A 16,973-nucleotide genomic window follows, 5' to 3' on the forward strand; every position below is an offset into this window, starting at 1 on the left:
GACCGTTCCCATCGAAGCTTGCCACCAGGTCTTGGAGATCAGGCTGAAGATCGATTTTTCCATCACGCCACCTCCTCGAACCGCTTCAGTTCGGCCGGCGCGCCGACGGTCTCAAGATAGAACCGCGTCAACAGGTTCTTCGCCGTCAGCTGGCGGTATTCCGCCGTCGCGCGCCAGTCGGTCAGCGGCTGGTAATCGGCGTCGAATGCGGGGCGGGCTGCCTCGATCGTCGTTTCCGTCCATGGTTTGCCGATCAACTCGGCCTCCACCGTGCGGGCGCGTTTCGGCGTCGCCGCCATGCCGCCGAAGGCGACGCGAATATCGGTGATCATCTCGGCATCGTCGAGCGTCAGCAGGAAGGCGCCGAGCACGGCAGTGATGTCCTCGTCGCGGCGCTTGGTGATCTTGTAGGCGGCAAAGCGGCTCATTGCTGCGGGGTAGGGCACGAAGACGCTCTCGACGAATTCGCCGGGCTTCCGGTCCTGCTTGCCATAGGCGATGAAGAAATCCTCGAGCGGCATTCTGCGCTGGCCCTGCAGGGATCGCAGCGTCAGCGTCGCGCCGAGCGCGATCAGCGGCGGCGGGCTATCGCCGATCGGCGAGCCGTTGGCGATGTTGCCGCCGATCGTGCCCATGTTGCGCACTTGCTCGCCGCCGATGCGATCGATCAGCCGCCCGAGCGCCGGGATTTTCTTGGAGATCGCCTCGAAGGCCCTGGTGTAGCTGACGCCGGCGCCGATGGTGACGCCGTCCTCGCCTTCCGTAACCGACTGCAATTCGCTGAGGTGATTGATGAAGACGACCGGGCTCAGCCTGCGCATCTGCTTCGTCACCCAGAGGCCGACATCGGTCGCGCCGGCGACGATAATCGCGTCGGGTTCCTGTGAAAGGACCTCGGCCAGCGCCTGGACAGAAGCCGGCACGATCAGCCGGTCTTCGCCATTCCCAATCCTGATCGTGCCGCTTGCCTGCATTGCCCAAAGCCGCGCGACGATTTCCGAGCGCGTCCGTTCCAGCGGGTCGAAGAGCGTACTCGGCCGCACCAGGCTCACCTGCTCGGCGGCCTTGACGATCGGCTCGTAGCCCGTGCAGCGACAGAGATTGCCTTGTAGCGCCTTTTCAATTTCCTGGCGGCTCGGCTTTTCCTTGGCGAGCCAGAGACCGTAAAGCGACATGACGAAGCCCGGGGTACAGAAGCCGCATTGCGAGCCATGACAATCGACCAAAGCCTGCTGGACGGGATGCAGCGCGCCGTTCTTGCCGGCCAGATGCTCGACGGTCACCACATGGCTGGCGTGCAGCGAACCCATGAAACGAATGCAGGCATTGACGGATTCATAGGCGAGCTTGCCGTCGGCCAGCCGGCCGACGAGCACGGTGCAGGCGCCGCAATCGCCTTCCGCGCATCCTTCCTTGGTGCCCGTCAGCTGTCGCTTCAACCGCAGAAAATCGAGAAGCGTCTCGGTTGGCCTGACATCGGTAAGCGTGACGTCCTCGCCATTCAGGATGAAGCGGATGCTGTCGTTCATGATGTTCCTGTTGTTGTTTTCCAAATGGTTAAGCCGCCGTCCAGCCACCGTCAATCGAGATGTGCGTTCCCGTCACCTGCCGGGCGGCATCGCTGGCGAGATAGAGCGACAGTGCGCCGATTTCTTCGGCCTTGACGAATTCATGCGTCGGCTGCGCCTTGAGGATGACCTCGCTCTTCACCTGTTCCTCGGTCATGCCGCGGGCCTTGGCGGTATCCGGTATCTGCTTCTCGACGAGCGGCGTCAGCACGTAGCCGGGGCAGATGGCGTTGACGGTCACGCCGAATTCGGCAAGTTCCAGCGCTGCCGTCTTCGTCAGGCCTAATATACCATGTTTTGCCGCGACATAGGCGGATTTGAAAGGGGAGGCGACGAGCCCGTGGGCGGAGGCAATGTTGATGATGCGGCCGTACTTCTTCGCCTTCATCAGCGGGATCGCGGCGCGCATGGTATGAAAGGAACTCGACAGATTGATCGCGATGATCTGATCCCATTTCTCGATCGGGAAATCCTCGACCTTCTCGACATGCTGGATGCCGGCATTGTTGACCAGGACATCGACGCCGCCGAAGGTCTTGGCCGCCGTTTCGATCAGGTCGGCGATCTCGGCGGGCTTGGTCATGTCGGCCGGATGATAGAGCGCCCGGCCTTTGGACAATGATTCAAGCCGCTCGACGATCGCCTTGATTTCATCTGCCTTTCCGAAACCGTTGATGACGATGTTGTCGCCCGTTTCGGCGAAGGCAGTGGCGATCGCAAGACCGATGCCGCTGGTGGAACCGGTGACGACGACTGTTCTGCTCATGCTGTTCTCCCTGAAATGGCGATGCTGCGGTGCAGCGCTTAGCTGCGAGGTTATGCCCAAAGCCGGCGGGCTGGCAATTCCGCTTTATTCGCTTTTCTCGCCCCCATCCGTGTCCTATTGATTTGCTTCGACAATTGACATGCTGAGGGAGGGTTTTCATGAGCGGATATGTTCTGGCGATCGATCAGGGAACGACGTCGACGCGGGCGATCGTCTTCGATGGCGACATGCATGTCGCCGGCAAGGGCCAGAAGGAATTTACCCAGATCTACCCGCGCTCCGGCTGGGTCGAGCACGATCCCGAGGAAATCTGGGATTCGGTCGTCTCCACCGTCCACATGGCGCTGCGCGATGCCGGGATCGAGGCTAGGGATCTTGCAGCACTCGGCATCACCAACCAGCGCGAGACGGTGGTCGTCTGGGAACGCGAGACGGGTCGGCCGATCCAGAATGCCATCGTCTGGCAGGACCGGCGCACGGCAAGCTATTGCGACAATCTGAAAAGGCAGGATCTCGAGCGGCTGTTCACGAAGAAGACCGGCTTGATCCTCGATCCCTATTTTTCCGGCACCAAACTTTCCTGGATGCTTGCAAACGTGAAGGGCGCGCGGGCGCGCGCTGCCAGGGGCGATCTCTGCTTCGGCACGATCGACACTTTCCTGATCTGGCGGCTGACGGCTGGCAAGAGCTTCGTCACCGATGCCACCAATGCCTCGCGCACGCTGATGTACAACATTGCCGAAAACGCGTGGGACGAGGATCTGCTCGATATTCTGAGGGTCCCTGCCGCCATGCTGCCGGAGGTCAAGGATTGCGCCGCCGATTTCGGCACGGTCGATCCTGATATTTTCGGTGCTGCTATCCCGATCCTCGGTGTTGCCGGCGACCAGCAGGCGGCGACCATCGGCCAGGCGTGTTTTGCGCCGGGCATGATGAAATCGACCTACGGCACTGGCTGTTTCGCGCTGCTCAACACCGGCGCTGACATCGTGCGCTCCAAAAATCGGCTGCTGACCACCATCGCCTATCGCCTGAACGGCGAGACGACCTATGCGCTCGAGGGTTCGATCTTCATCGCCGGCGCGGCCGTGCAATGGCTGCGGGACGGGCTCGGCATCATCGGCAGCGCGGCGGAGACCAACGCGCTTGCCGAAAGGGCCGATCCGACGCAAGAGGTCTATCTCGTGCCCGCCTTCACCGGTCTCGGCGCGCCGCATTGGGATGCCAAGGCGCGGGGCGCGATCTTCGGGCTGACGCGCAACAGTGGCCCGGCGGAACTCTCCCGAGCGGCGCTGGAGGCCGTCTGCTATCAGACCCGCGATCTGCTCGACGCCATGCAGAAGGACTGGAAGAACGGCACTGAGGACACAGTGTTGCGCGTCGACGGCGGCATGGTCGCCTCCGACTGGACGATGCAGCGCCTTGCCGACCTGCTCGATGCGCTGGTCGATCGCCCGATGATCCTGGAGACGACGGCGCTGGGGGCTGCCTGGCTCGCCGGCAGCCGGGCAGGGGTGTGGCCGGACAGGGACGGTTTTTCGGCGAGCTGGAAACGGGATCGCCGGTTCGAGCCAGACATGGACGAGAAGGTGCGGGCGGCGAAGCTCAAGGGTTGGAAGAATGCGGTCAAGCGGACGCTGAGCGAGGGCTGAGGCGCGATCAGCACCGTCATGTAGCGCCGCTCGTCCCGGGAGATGCCCGGCCATTTCTTCAGCTATGACGCCGTCCGTGCTCCGGAAGATCACGAAGTTCCGGTCAATAATTTTTTGATGCGGCCTGTCGGGTAAGCGGTTACTCCTTCGTCATTCAAAAAGAGGAGTGAGCGATGCTTTATGCAATCCTTTGTTACGCCCATGAGGAAACTGTCTTCGCCTGGACCAAGGAGGAAGAAGCTGCCGTCATGGAGAAACTCTACGCCGTGCAGGAGCCGCTTGCCGCATCCGGCAAACTCGGCCCCGTCGGTCGGCTGATGCCGACGACGGCTGCGACCACCGTGCGCAAGGGCAAGGACGAGCCCTTGGTCATTGACGGGCCCTTTGCGGAAACGAAAGAGGCGCTTCTCGGCTTCTACGTCGTCGACTTTGAAACGCTCGACGAGGCGATCGGCTTCTCGAAGCAGCTTTCATCCGTCAATCCAGGTTCCACCTCTTACGAAATTCGGCCTTTCTACGTCTTCAGGCCCGGAGATGCTTCATCATGACAGACATTGCCTGGATCGACCTCGCGCTTGCATCGGCCCGCCCGAAGGCGCTCGGCGCGCTGCTGCGCTATTTCCGCAATCTCGATACCGCGGAAGAGGCGTTTCAGGAGGCGTGTCTGAGGGCGATCCGAACATGGCCGGAGAAAGGGCCACCGCGCGATCCCACAGCCTGGCTCATCTTCGTCGGTCGAAACAGCGGTATCGATGCGGTGCGCAAGCGGGCGAAGATCCAGGCTCTGCCGGATGAGGACGTCATCTCCGATACCGAGGATGCCGAAAGCGATATCGTCGAGCGGCTGGACGATTCCAATTATCGCGACGATATTCTGCGGCTGTTGTTCATCTGCTGCCATCCCGATCTACCGGCGACCCAGCAGATCGCGCTGGCGTTGCGCATCGTATCCGGTCTTTCGGTGCCGCAGATCGCGCGTGCCTTCCTGGTTTCCGAGAGCGCCATGGAACAGCGCATCACCCGGGCCAAGGCGCGCGTCGCCAAGGCCGGCGTGCCTTTCGAAACGCCGAGCCCGCAGGAGAGGGCCGAACGGCTCTCGATCGTCAGCACGATGATCTACCTGATCTTCAACGAGGGCTACAGCCAGGCCGATCCCAGGCATGAGGCGGCTGCCTTCAGCGACGAAGCGATCCGGCTGGCGCGATTGATGCTGCATATCTTCCCATCCGAACCGGAGCTGATGGGGCTGCTTGCGCTCATGCTTCTGCAGATCTCGCGCCGGCCGGCACGCTTCAACGCCGGGGACGAGATCGTCCTGCTCGAAGATCAGGACCGGTCGCTGTGGAACCAGCCCTTCATCAATGAGGCCTTAGCGCTGCTCGACAAGGCGCTGCGCCATCGTCAGCCTGCCCCTTATCAGATTCAGGCGGCCATCGCTGCTGTTCACTCCCGCGCAAAACGCGCTGGGGATACCGACTGGGTGGAGATCGATCTGCTTTATCGCGCGCTGGAGCGTCTCCAGCCGTCGCCTGTCATAACGCTCAACCGGGCCGTCGTCGTCTCCAAGCTCCAGGGTGCGCAGGATGCGCTCGACCTCATCGATCCGCTTGGCGAAAAACTTGGCGGCTATTTCTACTATCACGGCTTACGGGGCGGGCTGCTGAAGCAGCTTGGCTTGACCAGTCAGGCGCGCGAAGCCTTCGACCGGGCCATTGCACTTGCCCATTCGGCGGCTGAGGCAGCCCATATCCGCCGACAGATCGACAAGATGCAGGAAGAGACCACGCAGCCGATCGCAAAATAAAATGCGAAAGGGCCTGCGGGCTGTCGGAATGTCGAACTTCGACACGTCCTCGTAACAACCTGACAGGAGACAGGTTTCATTCAAATGGAGAGATGTCGACATGACCGCCAGCACGCAACATGAACTCGTCCTCGTTCGCGAATTCGATGCGCCACGCGAGAAGATCTACAAGGCATGGACTAATCCTGATCTGCTGAAGCAGTGGTTCGTGCCGCGTCCCTGGGGGGTGGCGGAAGCGACGCTCGACGTCCGCCCCGGCGGTTCCAGTGTGGTCGTCATGCATGACCCCGAGGGCAATCAGTACCCAAACCGCGGCGTCTATCTCGAGATCATCGAGAACGAGAAGATCGTCTTCACCGATGCCTATACAAGCGCCTGGGTGCCTTCCGAGAAACCTTTCTTCACGGGCGTCATCCTGCTCGAAGATCTCGGCAACGGCCGGACGAAATATACGGCCAAGGCGCTGCACTGGCGCGCCGAGGACAAGGAAGCGCACGAGAAGATGGGATTTCACGAGGGATGGGGCAAGGCTGCGGACCAACTGGCGGAACTGCTGGCGAAGATGTGAGCGGCGCGGCGAGACCGCATCGTCCTGACGCTTGAAGCAAAGATTGAGGCGGTTCGAAAGATGATTCTAGTGGTGCTTCGAAGTCGTTGAATTCAGATTCGAATTGGTCGCCGATCGGTCTTCCAGATCGCCGAAGACATCACGCCGCCCATCGAAATTCTCGAACATTCCGTTTCAAAATTTGTATTTGCGCTCTATCCCCGGCATCCTTATCTCAGCCGAGAATTCAACAGGATGCCGATGATGGAACTGGGGCTTTACACATTCGCCGACGTCAATCCCAACCCTGCCGGCAGCAGAGGCGTCGAAGGGGCGGAGCGGCTGAAGAACCTGATCGAGGAGATCGAACTTGCCGACCAAGTGGGGCTCGACGTCTTCGGGCTCGGCGAACATCATCGGCCGGACTATGCCGCATCCGCTCCCGCAGTCGTCTTGGCCGCGGCCGCCGTCAAGACCAGAAGTATCCGGCTGACCAGTGCCGTCACCGTGCTCTCCTCCGACGATCCCGTGCGCGTCTTCCAGCAGTTCTCGACGCTTGATCTGCTTTCCAACGGCCGGGCCGAGATCATGGCGGGGCGCGGCTCCTTCATCGAGTCCTTCCCGCTATTCGGCTACAATCTCGAAGACTACGACCAGCTTTTCGAGGAGAAGCTCGATCTGCTGCTGGCGCTGCGCGACAACGAGGTTGTGGAATGGAAGGGTGAGCTTCGCGCGCCGATCAACGGGCGCGGCGTCTATCCGCGACCGCTGCAGGATCTGCTACCGCTCTGGGTTGCCGTCGGCGGCACGCCGCAGTCGGTGGCGCGCGCCGGCGCACTGGGCCTGCCGGTGGCGCTGGCGATCATCGGCGGCGAGCCGCGTCGTTTTGCGCCGCTCTTCGATCTTTACCGCGAGGCGGCGCGCCGGGCAGAGCAGGATCCAGCGAAGCTGAAGACCAGCATCAACGTCCATGGCTTCATCGCCGATACAACGGAGGCGGCGGCCAATCAGTTCTACGGGCCTCAAGCCGAGGTGATGAACCGCATCGGCCGTGAGCGCGGTTGGGGACCGACGAACCGGGCGCATTTCGACATGTCGCGCGGGCCGAACGGCGCGCTCTTCGTCGGTGATCCCGAGGCGGTCGCCGAAAAGATCATCGCCCATCATGCACTCTTCAAGAACGACCGCTTCCTGCTGCAGATGGCGATCGGCCTGATGCCGCATGCCGAGATCATGCGCGGCATCGAGCTTTACGGCACGAAAGTCGCGCCGATCGTCAGAAAGGCATTGACTGAAAGGGGCGAAGAGGCGAAAGCCACGGCCTGACGAGCGCATAACGTCGAACATCGCAATCGATTTTCGAAAAAGGATTGTGCGCCACTTCAACGTGATGAGCGTCCTTCGCGCGTCCTGTCGAACGCGCGGCGGTCTAGAACAGGATGATTTTAGACCGGGTCGGCCTAAAATTTGAATCCGGTTCTAAATTAGATAGTTAGAGCATCATGTTGTCCGAAAACCGCTCACACGTTTCGGCATCGAGCTCTGAGGCGGCCGCGGCCGTCCTGCGCAAGGCCGGAACAGACGAATGGTTATCGCAAACGACGACGAACTGGTAAAGCTCAAGGAGATCGGGCGGATCTGCGCCAACGCCATCCAAGTGATGGCAGCGGCGATGGAGCCCGGCATGACGACGCTGGAGCTCGACCAGATCGGCCGCAAGGTGCTCGAGGATTCGGGCGCGCGCTCGGCGCCAGAGTTCTGCTACCAGTTTCCCGGTGCCACCTGCATCAGTATCAACGAGGAAATCGCCCACGGGATTCCCGGCCCGCGCGTCATCCGCGCCGGCGATCTCATCAATATCGACGTCTCGGCGGAAAAGGATGGCTTCTTTGCCGATACTGGCGCTTCCTTCGCGGTGCCGCCGATCAAGCCAAAGATCGAGCGGCTCTGCCGCGACGGCAAACGGGCACTCTGGGTCGGGCTCAACCAGGTCAAATCGGGCGAGCCACTGGCAAAGATCGGCACCGCCGTCGGCGCCTTTGCGCAGAAGAACCGCTATACGCTGGTCGCCAATCTGGCGAGCCACGGCGTCGGCCGCTCGCTGCACGAGGAGCCGGCCGAGCTCTCGACCTGGCCGGACCCTTCGGAAAAACGGATGATGACGGAAGGTCTCGTCTTCACCGTCGAACCTTTTCTCTCGCTCGGCGCAACATGGGCCGAAGGCGGCGACGATGCCTGGACGCTCTATGCCGATCCGAAGGCGCCGACCGTGCAATATGAGCATACGGTGGTCGCAACGCGCAACGGGCCGGTGGTTCTGACCTTGCCGGATGAGCGGGCGTAAGACCGGTACTGAACAATGAAGAAAGGCGGCGGGAGCTGACTCTGTCTCAAATCCCGCCGTACAGTCTTCGTCTCAGCTCCGCGTTTCCGGCCTGCCGCCTTGCAGGATTTCGGTGGCGGCGCGTTCGAGGATGCCGGCGATGCGGGCAGCTTCGGGTTTCGACCAGGGATAGCGCATGCGCATCGCCGAGCGCAGCAGCATACGGGCGGCGCGGATATCGCCGCCGTCCTGCATGAAGTCGCCGTCATCACTGTCGTCGGCGCCGTGACGGTCTGTTTCGAAGACACGCTTCACGTGGGCCATCTTCTCGCCGATGCGTTCCAACTTGGCGAACGTATGCAGGATCATGGCACGGTTTTCCTCGACGCGGCGGCGGCCGGCCTCGGTGATGCGATAGAGCTTCTTGGCGCCCTCAGCCTCCACCTCGGCAAGACTGGTTTCCTCGAGATAAGTGAGGGCGGGATAGATGACGCCCGGACTCGGCACGTAGAAGCCGCCCGAGCGCTCTTCCAATATCTTTATCAATTCGTAGCCGTGGCGCGGCTGCTCAGCGAGCAGCGCCAGGATGACCAGTTGTAGATCGCCGGCCGCGAATTTGCGGCCCATGCGGAAATCTCCGCCGAACATGCCGCCTTTAAAACCTCTCATGATTCTTCCTTTCATCGTTAGAAGTATCGTTAGCTATGTCGTAAAATATATATCGTAAGATATTCGCTTTCAAGCGCGACCGAAAATTTTTGACGTTTCTGGAAATTGATAGATCGATCAGAATTACTTGATTGTGATGCCGGTGCTGCGGCGTGATAAACGCGGCATGCTCGAGCGCATCCGTCACTCCCCACCGAACCTTGTTTCCACTGCCGCTGCCGGCGCCGTTGCCATGGCCGCCGCCATGGGCTTCGGGCGCTTCTCCTACACGCCGATCCTGCCCGGGATGATCAGCGGCGTTCCGCTTTCGGCAGCGGATGCAGGCTTCATCGCGTCGGCCAATTTCGTCGGCTATCTCGTCGGCGCCGTGCTTGCAGCCTATGGCTGGGCGGCGGGGCGGGAGCGGCTGGTGGCGCTGTTGTCGCTGCTGGCAACCGCGATCCTGCTTGCCGCCATGGCCGCCACCGATTCCGTCGCCGTCTTTGCCATCATTCGTTTCTTGGCCGGCGTCGCCAGCGCCTTTGCGATGGTCTTCACCTCGTCGATCGTGCTCAGCCACGGGGCTGCCGCTGGCAACGATCATGTGCAAGCAGCGCATTTCGGCGGGCCGGGTGCGGGTATCGCGCTGTCTTCGGTCATGGTGCTGCTGATCGGCCTCGGCTTTCACGATGAACCGGGCGGCTGGCGGGCCGATTGGATCGGCGGGGCGCTCTATTGCGCAGCAAGCCTTGTCGTCGTCTTCCTGCTATTGCCGTCGGCGCCGGCGCAATCGGCGCAGGTGGGCAAGGAGTCGGCGCTCACCTGGAACCGGCCAATGGTGCTTCTGACGCTGTCCTACGGCCTGTTCGGCTTCGGCTACGTCATCACCGCGACCTTCCTCGTTACCATCGCGCGCCTTTCTGCAACCGGACCCTTCGTCGAATTCCTCTGCTGGTTCATCGCCGGCCTGACGGCGGCGGTGGCGCTGTTTGCCTGGAAGCCGCTGGTCAAGCCGCTCGGGCTTGGCGGGGTCTATGTCGCAGCGCTTCTGATCGAGGCCGCCGGTGTGCTTGCGACCGTAGCGCTGCCGCCTTCCGTCGCACCGCTGATCGGCGGGGCGCTGTTCGGGGCGACGTTCCTGGCAATCACTGCTTATGGGCTGCAGATCGGCCGCAAGCTTTCGCCTGACAGTCCGCGGCGGATCCTGGCGATGATGACGGCCGCCTTCGGCCTCGGCCAGATCGTCGGACCTGTTGTTGCCGGCTGGATCGCCCAGCGCAGCGGCAGTTTTACCGTCCCGACGGTGATCGCCGCGATCGCGCTCGTCGCCTGCGCGGCGCTGGTGATGCCGGTGATCAAGAAAATCTCTTAACCGGTTACATCTCCGTAACAATCGGCCGAACCCATTGCTGCTTCCTTCGAACTGCCTTAGTTTCCGGCACAATCAGTGTTCGACGACACTCCCGAGACTCACAGTTCAGGAAAGCAAAGCCTCCCGTGTTTCATTCCTTTTTTCCGCAGCCAAAGGCGTTCTTTAGTTCGCTCGTCGTTTGGACCCTGATTTCCATTGCCGGCTGGTATCTCTTCGCCGCGAGCCTCGGTGTATCGCTCGGTTATGCGCCGGTTGCCGAAGAGCAGCAGCCGATCGACCTTTCGTTCTTCCTGCTGCCCGAAAATGTCTGGTTCTACAGCTATTTCTTTCTGTCGGCAGTGATCTTCTGCGGTGCATGGCATCTGAAGGCGCTGAACCACCCCTGGAAGATTTGGTCGATCTGGGGTTCGGCACTGATCATCTTCGTGACCTACTTTGGCGTCCAGATCAGCGTTGTGATCAATAACTGGCGCCGGCCGTTTGGTGACCTTCTGCAGAACGCATTGTCGAAGCAGCCAGGCATTTCCGTCGATAATTTCTACAGCCTGATGTGGGTCTTCTGCCAGATCGCATTCCTCAGCATGTTCGTATCGATCATGACCGACTTTTTCACCAGCCATTACATCTTCCGCTGGCGAACGGCGATGAACAATTTCTACATGTCGAAGTGGGAAAAGCTTCGTCACATCGAAGGCGCCTCCCAGCGCGTTCAGGAAGATACGATGCGCTTTTCGAGCACGCTCGAAGGTCTTGGCATCAGCCTCATCAACTCGGTGATGACGCTCGTGGTATTCCTTCCGATCCTTCTGGCCCTGTCGCATTACGTGACCGAGCTGCCGTTCATCGGGCCAGTGGCGAATTCGCTCTTTTGGCTGGCGCTGTTCTGGTCGGCTTTCGGCACGCTTCTGTTGGCGGTCGCCGGCGTCAAGCTGCCGGGGCTGAATTTCCGCAACCAGCGCGTCGAAGCGGCGTATCGCAAGGAGCTCGTCTATGGTGAAGACCATGCGGAACGGGCTGAGCCGCTGACCGTCAGGGAGCTCTTCGGCAACGTTCGCCGGAACTATTATCGCATGTATTTCCACTACATGTATTTCAATGTCGCCCGTTATTTCTACATCCAGGCCGACGCGCTCTTCGTGGTCTTCATGCTGGTGCCGACGATCGTGGCGGGCACCATCACTTACGGTATCTTCCAGCAGATCTCGACCGCCTTCGGACAGGTCAGCAACTCGTTTCAGTATCTCGTCAACTCCTGGACAACGATCATTGAACTGCTCTCGATCCACAAACGCCTCAAGGCCTTCGAGGCTGCGATCGACGACGAACCGCTGCCTGAAATCGACCAGCGCTACCTGGAGCGTGAGACGGGGGTCGTGCACGCCGACGGCTGATGGGCAGGGAATCTTTGCGAGCATCGGAAGATTGGCGTTTGGGGCGCCTCCTCCTCGCTGGGTAGGAGGGGCAATCGCAGCGTCGCTACGAATCTCTTCTCCACCGCGGGGAGAAGATGCCGGTAGGCAGATGAGGGGGCGGCCCGGCACATCTTCTCGTTCAAGGGAACTTAGAGACACCCTGCAGGCTCGACCGCGCCATAGCCGCCATCAAAGACCTGACGTCTGCAATCTGCCGCGGGCCTCGATCATCGGGATCGCCTCCGAATAGCTGACGCAGGCGACGTCGGCGCGGTGGCAGACGTCGCTGACCAGGCGGTCGAGCGCCCGCCAATAGGCGCCGCCGTTCATTTCGACGAAGTGGAAGCCGAGCTGTAGCGGGACGCGGGCGCCGGCATACTGTTTGTCGAAAGCTTCCTTGAAGGCGGCATAGGCGCGATCCTCGAATTCCGCGGAATCGGCCGTATCCTCCTCACCCTTGGAATGGCGGACGAAGAGATTGTAGTCCATGCCGATGATCGGCTTCTCGTTCGGGCCTTCGGGGATCAGCGGCAGGCCGAAGCGGATGATGCCGTCTTCCTCGACAGGCATGGCAGGCCCTTTGGTGACCAGGCTCGCATCATAAGTGAAGCCCGCCCTCTTTTCGGCGGCGATCATGTCAGCGCCCGCGGTTGCCGAGAGATAGGGGGCGCGAAAGCCCTTGACGCTGTGATCGACCAGATCCTGCCAGCCGGCCGGCTCCTGCAGGCCGACGCTCTTCCAAGCGTTTTTCAACGTCGCATGAAAGGTTGCGTATTCGGCCGACCAGTCGGCCTCGCTCCAGAGGCGGCCGTCGAAATGGCCACAGGCATGGCTCGATATGTCGTGTCCTTCGAGGTGGGCGTGCCAGATATTGCCGAGGCGCTCGCGGATCTCGTCGTCGCTCTGGGCGAAGCCGACATTCGATTTTCCGCGTTTCTGGTGCGGCGCCTGATAGGCCTTCTTCGCCGCCTCATTCATCAGGAAGGTGCAGGAGAGAAAATAGGTGAAGTGGGCGCCGTTTTTCGCCGCCATCTCGCGGCTCTTCAGCCAGAGCGCGTTGTCGTGGGCGCCGTCGAAGGAAATGATGACGAGCTGTTTCGGCCGGTCGGCCGCCTCGGCGATTGCCGGGAGCAGGAACGAGGCAGCCAGACAGGTGGAGAGGAGAAGACGGGACATGGACACCGCGACAATTTGTTCGCGGTTTCCCTCCGACAGAATTGCGGCGAAGCTGCGGTCGCGCTGGCATTTCTTCACGCCAGCCGTTAGAGCCTTTCCTGGTCAGATGTGACAAACGGTACGGAAGGGATCCGCAATGACATTGCTTATCGTCGGCATCATACTTTTCCTCGGGGTGCATCTGGTGCGGGTGGTGTCGCCGGACTTTCGCCGTTCGATGATCGCAAGCCTCGGCGAGAAAGGCTGGCGAGTAGCCTATTCGATCGCCAGCATCGCCACGCTGATACTTTTGATCTACGGCTTCGGGCAGGCGCGTGATGTGACCGGCATGCTTTACAATCCGCCAGTCTGGATGGCGCATATAACAATCACGCTGATGCTGATCGCGATGATCTGTCTCGTCGCCTCGCTGCTGCCGGCGGGGCATATCGCGACCAAGACCAAACATCCGATGGTGCTGTCGGTGAAGATCTGGGCGCTGGCGCACCTGCTCGCCAATGGCGAGACGTCGTCGGTCCTGCTGTTTGCCGCCTTTCTCGCCTGGGGCGTCATCCTGCGCATTTCCTTGAAACGGCGGCAGCGGGCGGGTGAGATCACACTCCGGCCGTTCGTCTCGGCCAAATACGACCTCTATGCCGTCGTCATCGGCATCGTCGTCTGGGCGCTGATCATCTGGAAGCTGCACGAATGGTTGATCGGGGTTTCGCCGCTCGTCATGTGACCGGCGCATAACCCCGAAATTCGATTCCGATTTTCGGGAAGGATTATGCGCGGATTCAAAGTGTTAGAGCGTCCTTAGCGCGTCCTGTTGGACGCGCGGCGCTCTAATCTTTCACATCCCCCTTACAACGGCTGCAAAATGGGGTAGAAGGCCCGATAATATGCGTTTTGCATTGTGTATGGGTATTTCCGCGGCCGGAGACGAGAATGGCATTCAACGACGACAGCTTCATCCGTGAAGTCAATGAGGAATTGCGATCCGACCAGATGAAGGGCGTCTGGCGCCGGTTCGGCCGCTATATCATCGTCGTCGCCATTCTGATCGTCGTCGGCACAGCCGGCAAGGTTCTCTACGAGTATTGGGACGACAACCGTTCCTCCGGCGCCGGCGACCAGTTCCTGGCGGCGATGAAGCTTGCCGACGAAAACAAGAACGACGAGGCGCTGGCCGCGCTCGACAAGCTCGAGAAGGAAGGCCATGGCGCCTATCCGGTGCTGGCGCGGATGCGGGCCGCGACCGTCCAGGTGCAGAAGGGTGATACCGCCGCGGCAATCGCCGCCTTCAACGAGATCGGCAAGGACAATGCCGTTCCGGCCGCCGTGCGCGATGCCGCCAAGATGCGTGCCGGTTGGCTGCTCATCGAGAACGGCGCTTACGAACAGGTTTCGGCCGCGATCGAGGAAATGGCCGTTCCCGGAAACGCCTTCCGTCATTCGGCGCGCGAGGCACTCGGCCTTGCCGCTTACAAAGCCGGCAACATGGCGCAGGCGCGGCAGTGGTTCCAGTCGATTGTCGATGATACCGACAGCCCACGCAATGTTGCCAATCGCGCCCATATGATGCTTGATCTGATTACCGCATCCGGCAAGGCGCCCGCCGCTCAGGGCTGATCGCGTTAAGGACAAGATATGAGTTTCACGGTCGCCATCGTCGGTCGTCCGAATGTCGGCAAGTCGACACTTTTCAACCGGCTGGTAGGCAAGAAGCTGGCGCTTGTCGACGACACGCCGGGTGTTACCCGCGACCGCCGGCCGGGCGATGCGCGGCTAATGGGCCTGACTTTCACGATCATCGATACGGCTGGTCTGGAAGAGGCCGACGCAGAAAGCCTGCAAGGCCGGATGCGGGCGCAGACGGAAGCGGCGATCGACGAGGCGGATCTTTCGCTTTTCGTCGTCGACGCCAAGAGCGGATTGACGCCCGTCGATACCGACCTTGCCGAAATGTTGCGCCGGCGCGGCAAGCCGGTGGTGCTTGTCGCCAACAAATCCGAAGCGCGGGGCTCCGACAGCGGCTTCTATGACGCCTACACGCTCGGGCTCGGCGAGCCGACGCCGATTTCGGCCGAGCATGGGCAGGGTATGCTCGACTTGCGCGATGCGATCGTTGCGGCAATCGGCGAGGACAGAGCCTATCCCGCCAAGGAGGATGTCGCCGTTACAGATGTCGACATTCCACAGACGGAAGGCGAGGACAGCGACGCGGACGAAGAGCCGGCCTATGACGAGACGAAGCCGCTCAGGGTGGCGATCGTTGGTCGGCCGAATGCCGGAAAATCGACGCTGATCAACCGTTTCCTCGGCGAGGACCGGCTTTTGACCGGGCCGGAGGCGGGCATCACCCGCGACTCCATCTCGGTCGAATGGGACTGGCGCGGCCGCACTATCAAGATGTTCGATACGGCAGGCATGCGCCGCAAGGCGCGGGTGATCGAGAAGCTGGAGAAGCTTTCGGTTGCCGATGCGCTGCGCGCCATCCGCTTCGCGGAAACCGTCGTCATCGTCTTCGATGCAACGATCCCTTTCGAAAAGCAGGACCTGCAGATCGTCGACCTGGTGCTGCGCGAGGGCCGTGCCGCCGTGCTCGCCTTCAACAAGTGGGACATGATCGAAGACCGGCAGGCGGTGCTTGCGGATCTGCGCGAAAAGACCGACCGCCTGCTGCCACAGGCGCGCGGCATCCGCGCCGTGCCGATCTCCGGCCAGACCGGCTGGGGACTGGACAAGCTGATGCAGTCGATCATCGACACGGACAGGGTCTGGAACAAACGCATCTCGACGGCGCGTCTCAACCGCTGGCTGGAGACGCAGCAGATTCAGCATCCGCCTCCGGCCGTTTCCGGCCGCCGCATCAAGCTGAAATATATGACGCAGGTCAAGGCCCGCCCGCCGGCCTTCATGATCTCCTGCACCCGCTCGGATGCGCTACCGGAATCCTATACACGCTATCTAATCAACGGGTTGCGCGCCGATTTCGACATGCCGAGCGTGCCGATCCGCATCCATTTCCGCTCGCCTGATAATCCGTTCGAAGGCAAGAAGAGGCGGACGTAGGCGGGGAGCTTGCACTGATTGGTGGGGCATTGCGCACGTGTCGTGGAGCATCCCTCTGCCTTGCCCCGGCAGGGCAGAAGGGGGGGATCACAGGCACTGTGATAGCTATCCGGCAATCTCAGCCACGCTTTTGTTCAGCGCTTCACGCAGCGCCACGATCTCGGCCTGGAGGCGGGTGAGGTCGACTGTATCGCGACCGCTGGCAGCGGCGATGCAGCCGGGGATGCCGATCGCCTTTTCCTTGAGGCGCTTGCCTTCGTCCGTCAATCGAAGCATCACGACGCGTTCGTCGTCCTTGCTGCGTTCGCGTCTGATATAACCTGCGGTTTCAAGGCGTTTGAGCAGCGGGGTCAGCGTGCTCGATTCGAGGAAGAGCTTTTCACCCAAGCCGCCGACGGTCTGGCCGTCCTGTTCCCAGAGCGAAACCATCGCCAGATATTGCGGATAGGTGAGGCCGAGCGTCTCGAGCAGCGGCTTGTAGACGCGGTTCAGTGCGTGGCTTGCCGTATAGACGGCAAAGCAGATGAAATTGTCGAGCTTCAACTGATCCTGCATGAAAAATCTCCAAAATCACACAAATTTACATCGTGCGATAAATAATCGTAGCCGCTTTTTATGCATGGTAGCTATGCAGAAATATAAATTGTGCGA

16 protein-coding genes are annotated in these 16,973 nt (G+C 61.1%); 11 read left to right on the forward strand and 5 right to left on the reverse strand.

Annotated features, from left to right (window positions below; translation table 11 throughout):
• Positions 1-62: 62 nt before the first annotated feature.
• Positions 63-1,529: a xanthine dehydrogenase small subunit gene (gene xdhA, locus BS629_RS16505; RefSeq protein WP_018243131.1), complete on the reverse strand. Its 1,467-nt coding sequence runs from the start codon at positions 1,527-1,529 to the stop codon at positions 63-65.
• Positions 1,530-1,557: 28 nt separating this feature from the next.
• Complete coding sequence (locus BS629_RS16510; protein ID WP_018243130.1) at positions 1,558-2,334, reverse strand: 3-hydroxybutyrate dehydrogenase; 777 nt, start codon at positions 2,332-2,334, stop codon at positions 1,558-1,560.
• Positions 2,335-2,492: 158 nt separating this feature from the next.
• On the opposite strand from BS629_RS16510, the gene glpK reads away from it, so the two are divergent.
• The 6 genes from glpK to map all read left to right on the forward strand — a co-directional run bounded on the left by glpK (position 2,493) and on the right by map (position 8,681).
• On the forward strand, positions 2,493-3,986 hold the full coding sequence (glpK, locus tag BS629_RS16515; protein ID WP_018243129.1) for a glycerol kinase GlpK: 1,494 nt from the start codon (positions 2,493-2,495) through the stop codon (positions 3,984-3,986).
• Positions 3,987-4,159: 173 nt separating this feature from the next.
• Positions 4,160-4,534, forward strand: coding sequence for a YciI family protein (locus BS629_RS16520; RefSeq protein WP_018243128.1), 375 nt, complete (start codon positions 4,160-4,162; stop codon positions 4,532-4,534).
• A complete protein-coding gene (locus tag BS629_RS16525; protein ID WP_018243127.1) occupies positions 4,531-5,790 on the forward strand; it encodes an RNA polymerase sigma factor in 1,260 nt (419 codons plus the stop codon). The genes BS629_RS16520 and BS629_RS16525 overlap by 4 nt, the downstream gene beginning before the upstream one ends.
• A gap of 100 nt (positions 5,791-5,890) precedes the next feature.
• Positions 5,891-6,358 carry an SRPBCC family protein gene (locus tag BS629_RS16530; RefSeq protein ID WP_018243126.1) on the forward strand — a complete coding sequence of 156 codons (468 nt, stop codon included), beginning with the start codon at positions 5,891-5,893 and terminating at the stop codon, positions 6,356-6,358.
• 243 nt (positions 6,359-6,601) lie between these two features.
• Complete coding sequence (locus BS629_RS16535) at positions 6,602-7,663, forward strand: LLM class flavin-dependent oxidoreductase (protein ID WP_026188491.1); 1,062 nt, start codon at positions 6,602-6,604, stop codon at positions 7,661-7,663.
• A gap of 259 nt (positions 7,664-7,922) precedes the next feature.
• Positions 7,923-8,681, forward strand: coding sequence for a type I methionyl aminopeptidase (gene map / locus BS629_RS16540; protein WP_018243123.1), 759 nt, complete (start codon positions 7,923-7,925; stop codon positions 8,679-8,681).
• A gap of 72 nt (positions 8,682-8,753) precedes the next feature.
• Here the strand turns inward: map and BS629_RS16545 are convergent, their stop codons facing one another.
• Positions 8,754-9,329 carry a PadR family transcriptional regulator gene (locus tag BS629_RS16545; protein ID WP_018243122.1) on the reverse strand — a complete coding sequence of 192 codons (576 nt, stop codon included), beginning with the start codon at positions 9,327-9,329 and terminating at the stop codon, positions 8,754-8,756.
• Positions 9,330-9,495: 166 nt separating this feature from the next.
• Between BS629_RS16545 and BS629_RS16550 the strand changes: the two genes are divergently transcribed.
• Together BS629_RS16550 and sbmA are read left to right on the forward strand one after the other, a co-directional pair.
• Positions 9,496-10,680: a YbfB/YjiJ family MFS transporter gene (locus BS629_RS16550; protein WP_026188490.1), complete on the forward strand. Its 1,185-nt coding sequence runs from the start codon at positions 9,496-9,498 to the stop codon at positions 10,678-10,680.
• Between the two features lie 125 nt (positions 10,681-10,805).
• On the forward strand, positions 10,806-12,071 hold the full coding sequence (sbmA, locus tag BS629_RS16555) for a peptide antibiotic transporter SbmA (protein WP_018517002.1): 1,266 nt from the start codon (positions 10,806-10,808) through the stop codon (positions 12,069-12,071).
• A 210-nt stretch (positions 12,072-12,281) separates the two neighbouring features.
• Here sbmA and BS629_RS16560 read toward each other — a convergent pair whose 3' ends face one another.
• Positions 12,282-13,268, reverse strand: coding sequence for a polysaccharide deacetylase family protein (locus BS629_RS16560; RefSeq protein WP_026188489.1), 987 nt, complete (start codon positions 13,266-13,268; stop codon positions 12,282-12,284).
• Between the two features lie 136 nt (positions 13,269-13,404).
• Between BS629_RS16560 and BS629_RS16565 the strand changes: the two genes are divergently transcribed.
• The 3 genes from BS629_RS16565 (at position 13,405) to der (ending at position 16,322) form a co-directional block, all read left to right on the forward strand.
• Positions 13,405-13,989 carry an NnrU family protein gene (locus BS629_RS16565; protein ID WP_018243118.1) on the forward strand — a complete coding sequence of 195 codons (585 nt, stop codon included), beginning with the start codon at positions 13,405-13,407 and terminating at the stop codon, positions 13,987-13,989.
• A gap of 206 nt (positions 13,990-14,195) precedes the next feature.
• A complete protein-coding gene (locus BS629_RS16570; protein WP_018243117.1) occupies positions 14,196-14,879 on the forward strand; it encodes a tetratricopeptide repeat protein in 684 nt (227 codons plus the stop codon).
• Positions 14,880-14,897: 18 nt separating this feature from the next.
• On the forward strand, positions 14,898-16,322 hold the full coding sequence (gene der, locus BS629_RS16575) for a ribosome biogenesis GTPase Der (protein WP_018243116.1): 1,425 nt from the start codon (positions 14,898-14,900) through the stop codon (positions 16,320-16,322).
• A gap of 105 nt (positions 16,323-16,427) precedes the next feature.
• On the opposite strand, the gene BS629_RS16580 is transcribed toward der, so the two are convergent.
• Positions 16,428-16,877, reverse strand: a complete 450-nt coding sequence (locus tag BS629_RS16580; RefSeq protein WP_018243115.1) for a MarR family winged helix-turn-helix transcriptional regulator — start codon at positions 16,875-16,877, stop codon at positions 16,428-16,430.
• Between the last annotated feature and the right edge of the window lie 96 nt (positions 16,878-16,973).

It is taken from the genome of Rhizobium leguminosarum bv. viciae USDA 2370, from assembly GCF_002008365.1.
Taxonomy (GTDB): domain Bacteria; phylum Pseudomonadota; class Alphaproteobacteria; order Rhizobiales; family Rhizobiaceae; genus Rhizobium; species Rhizobium leguminosarum.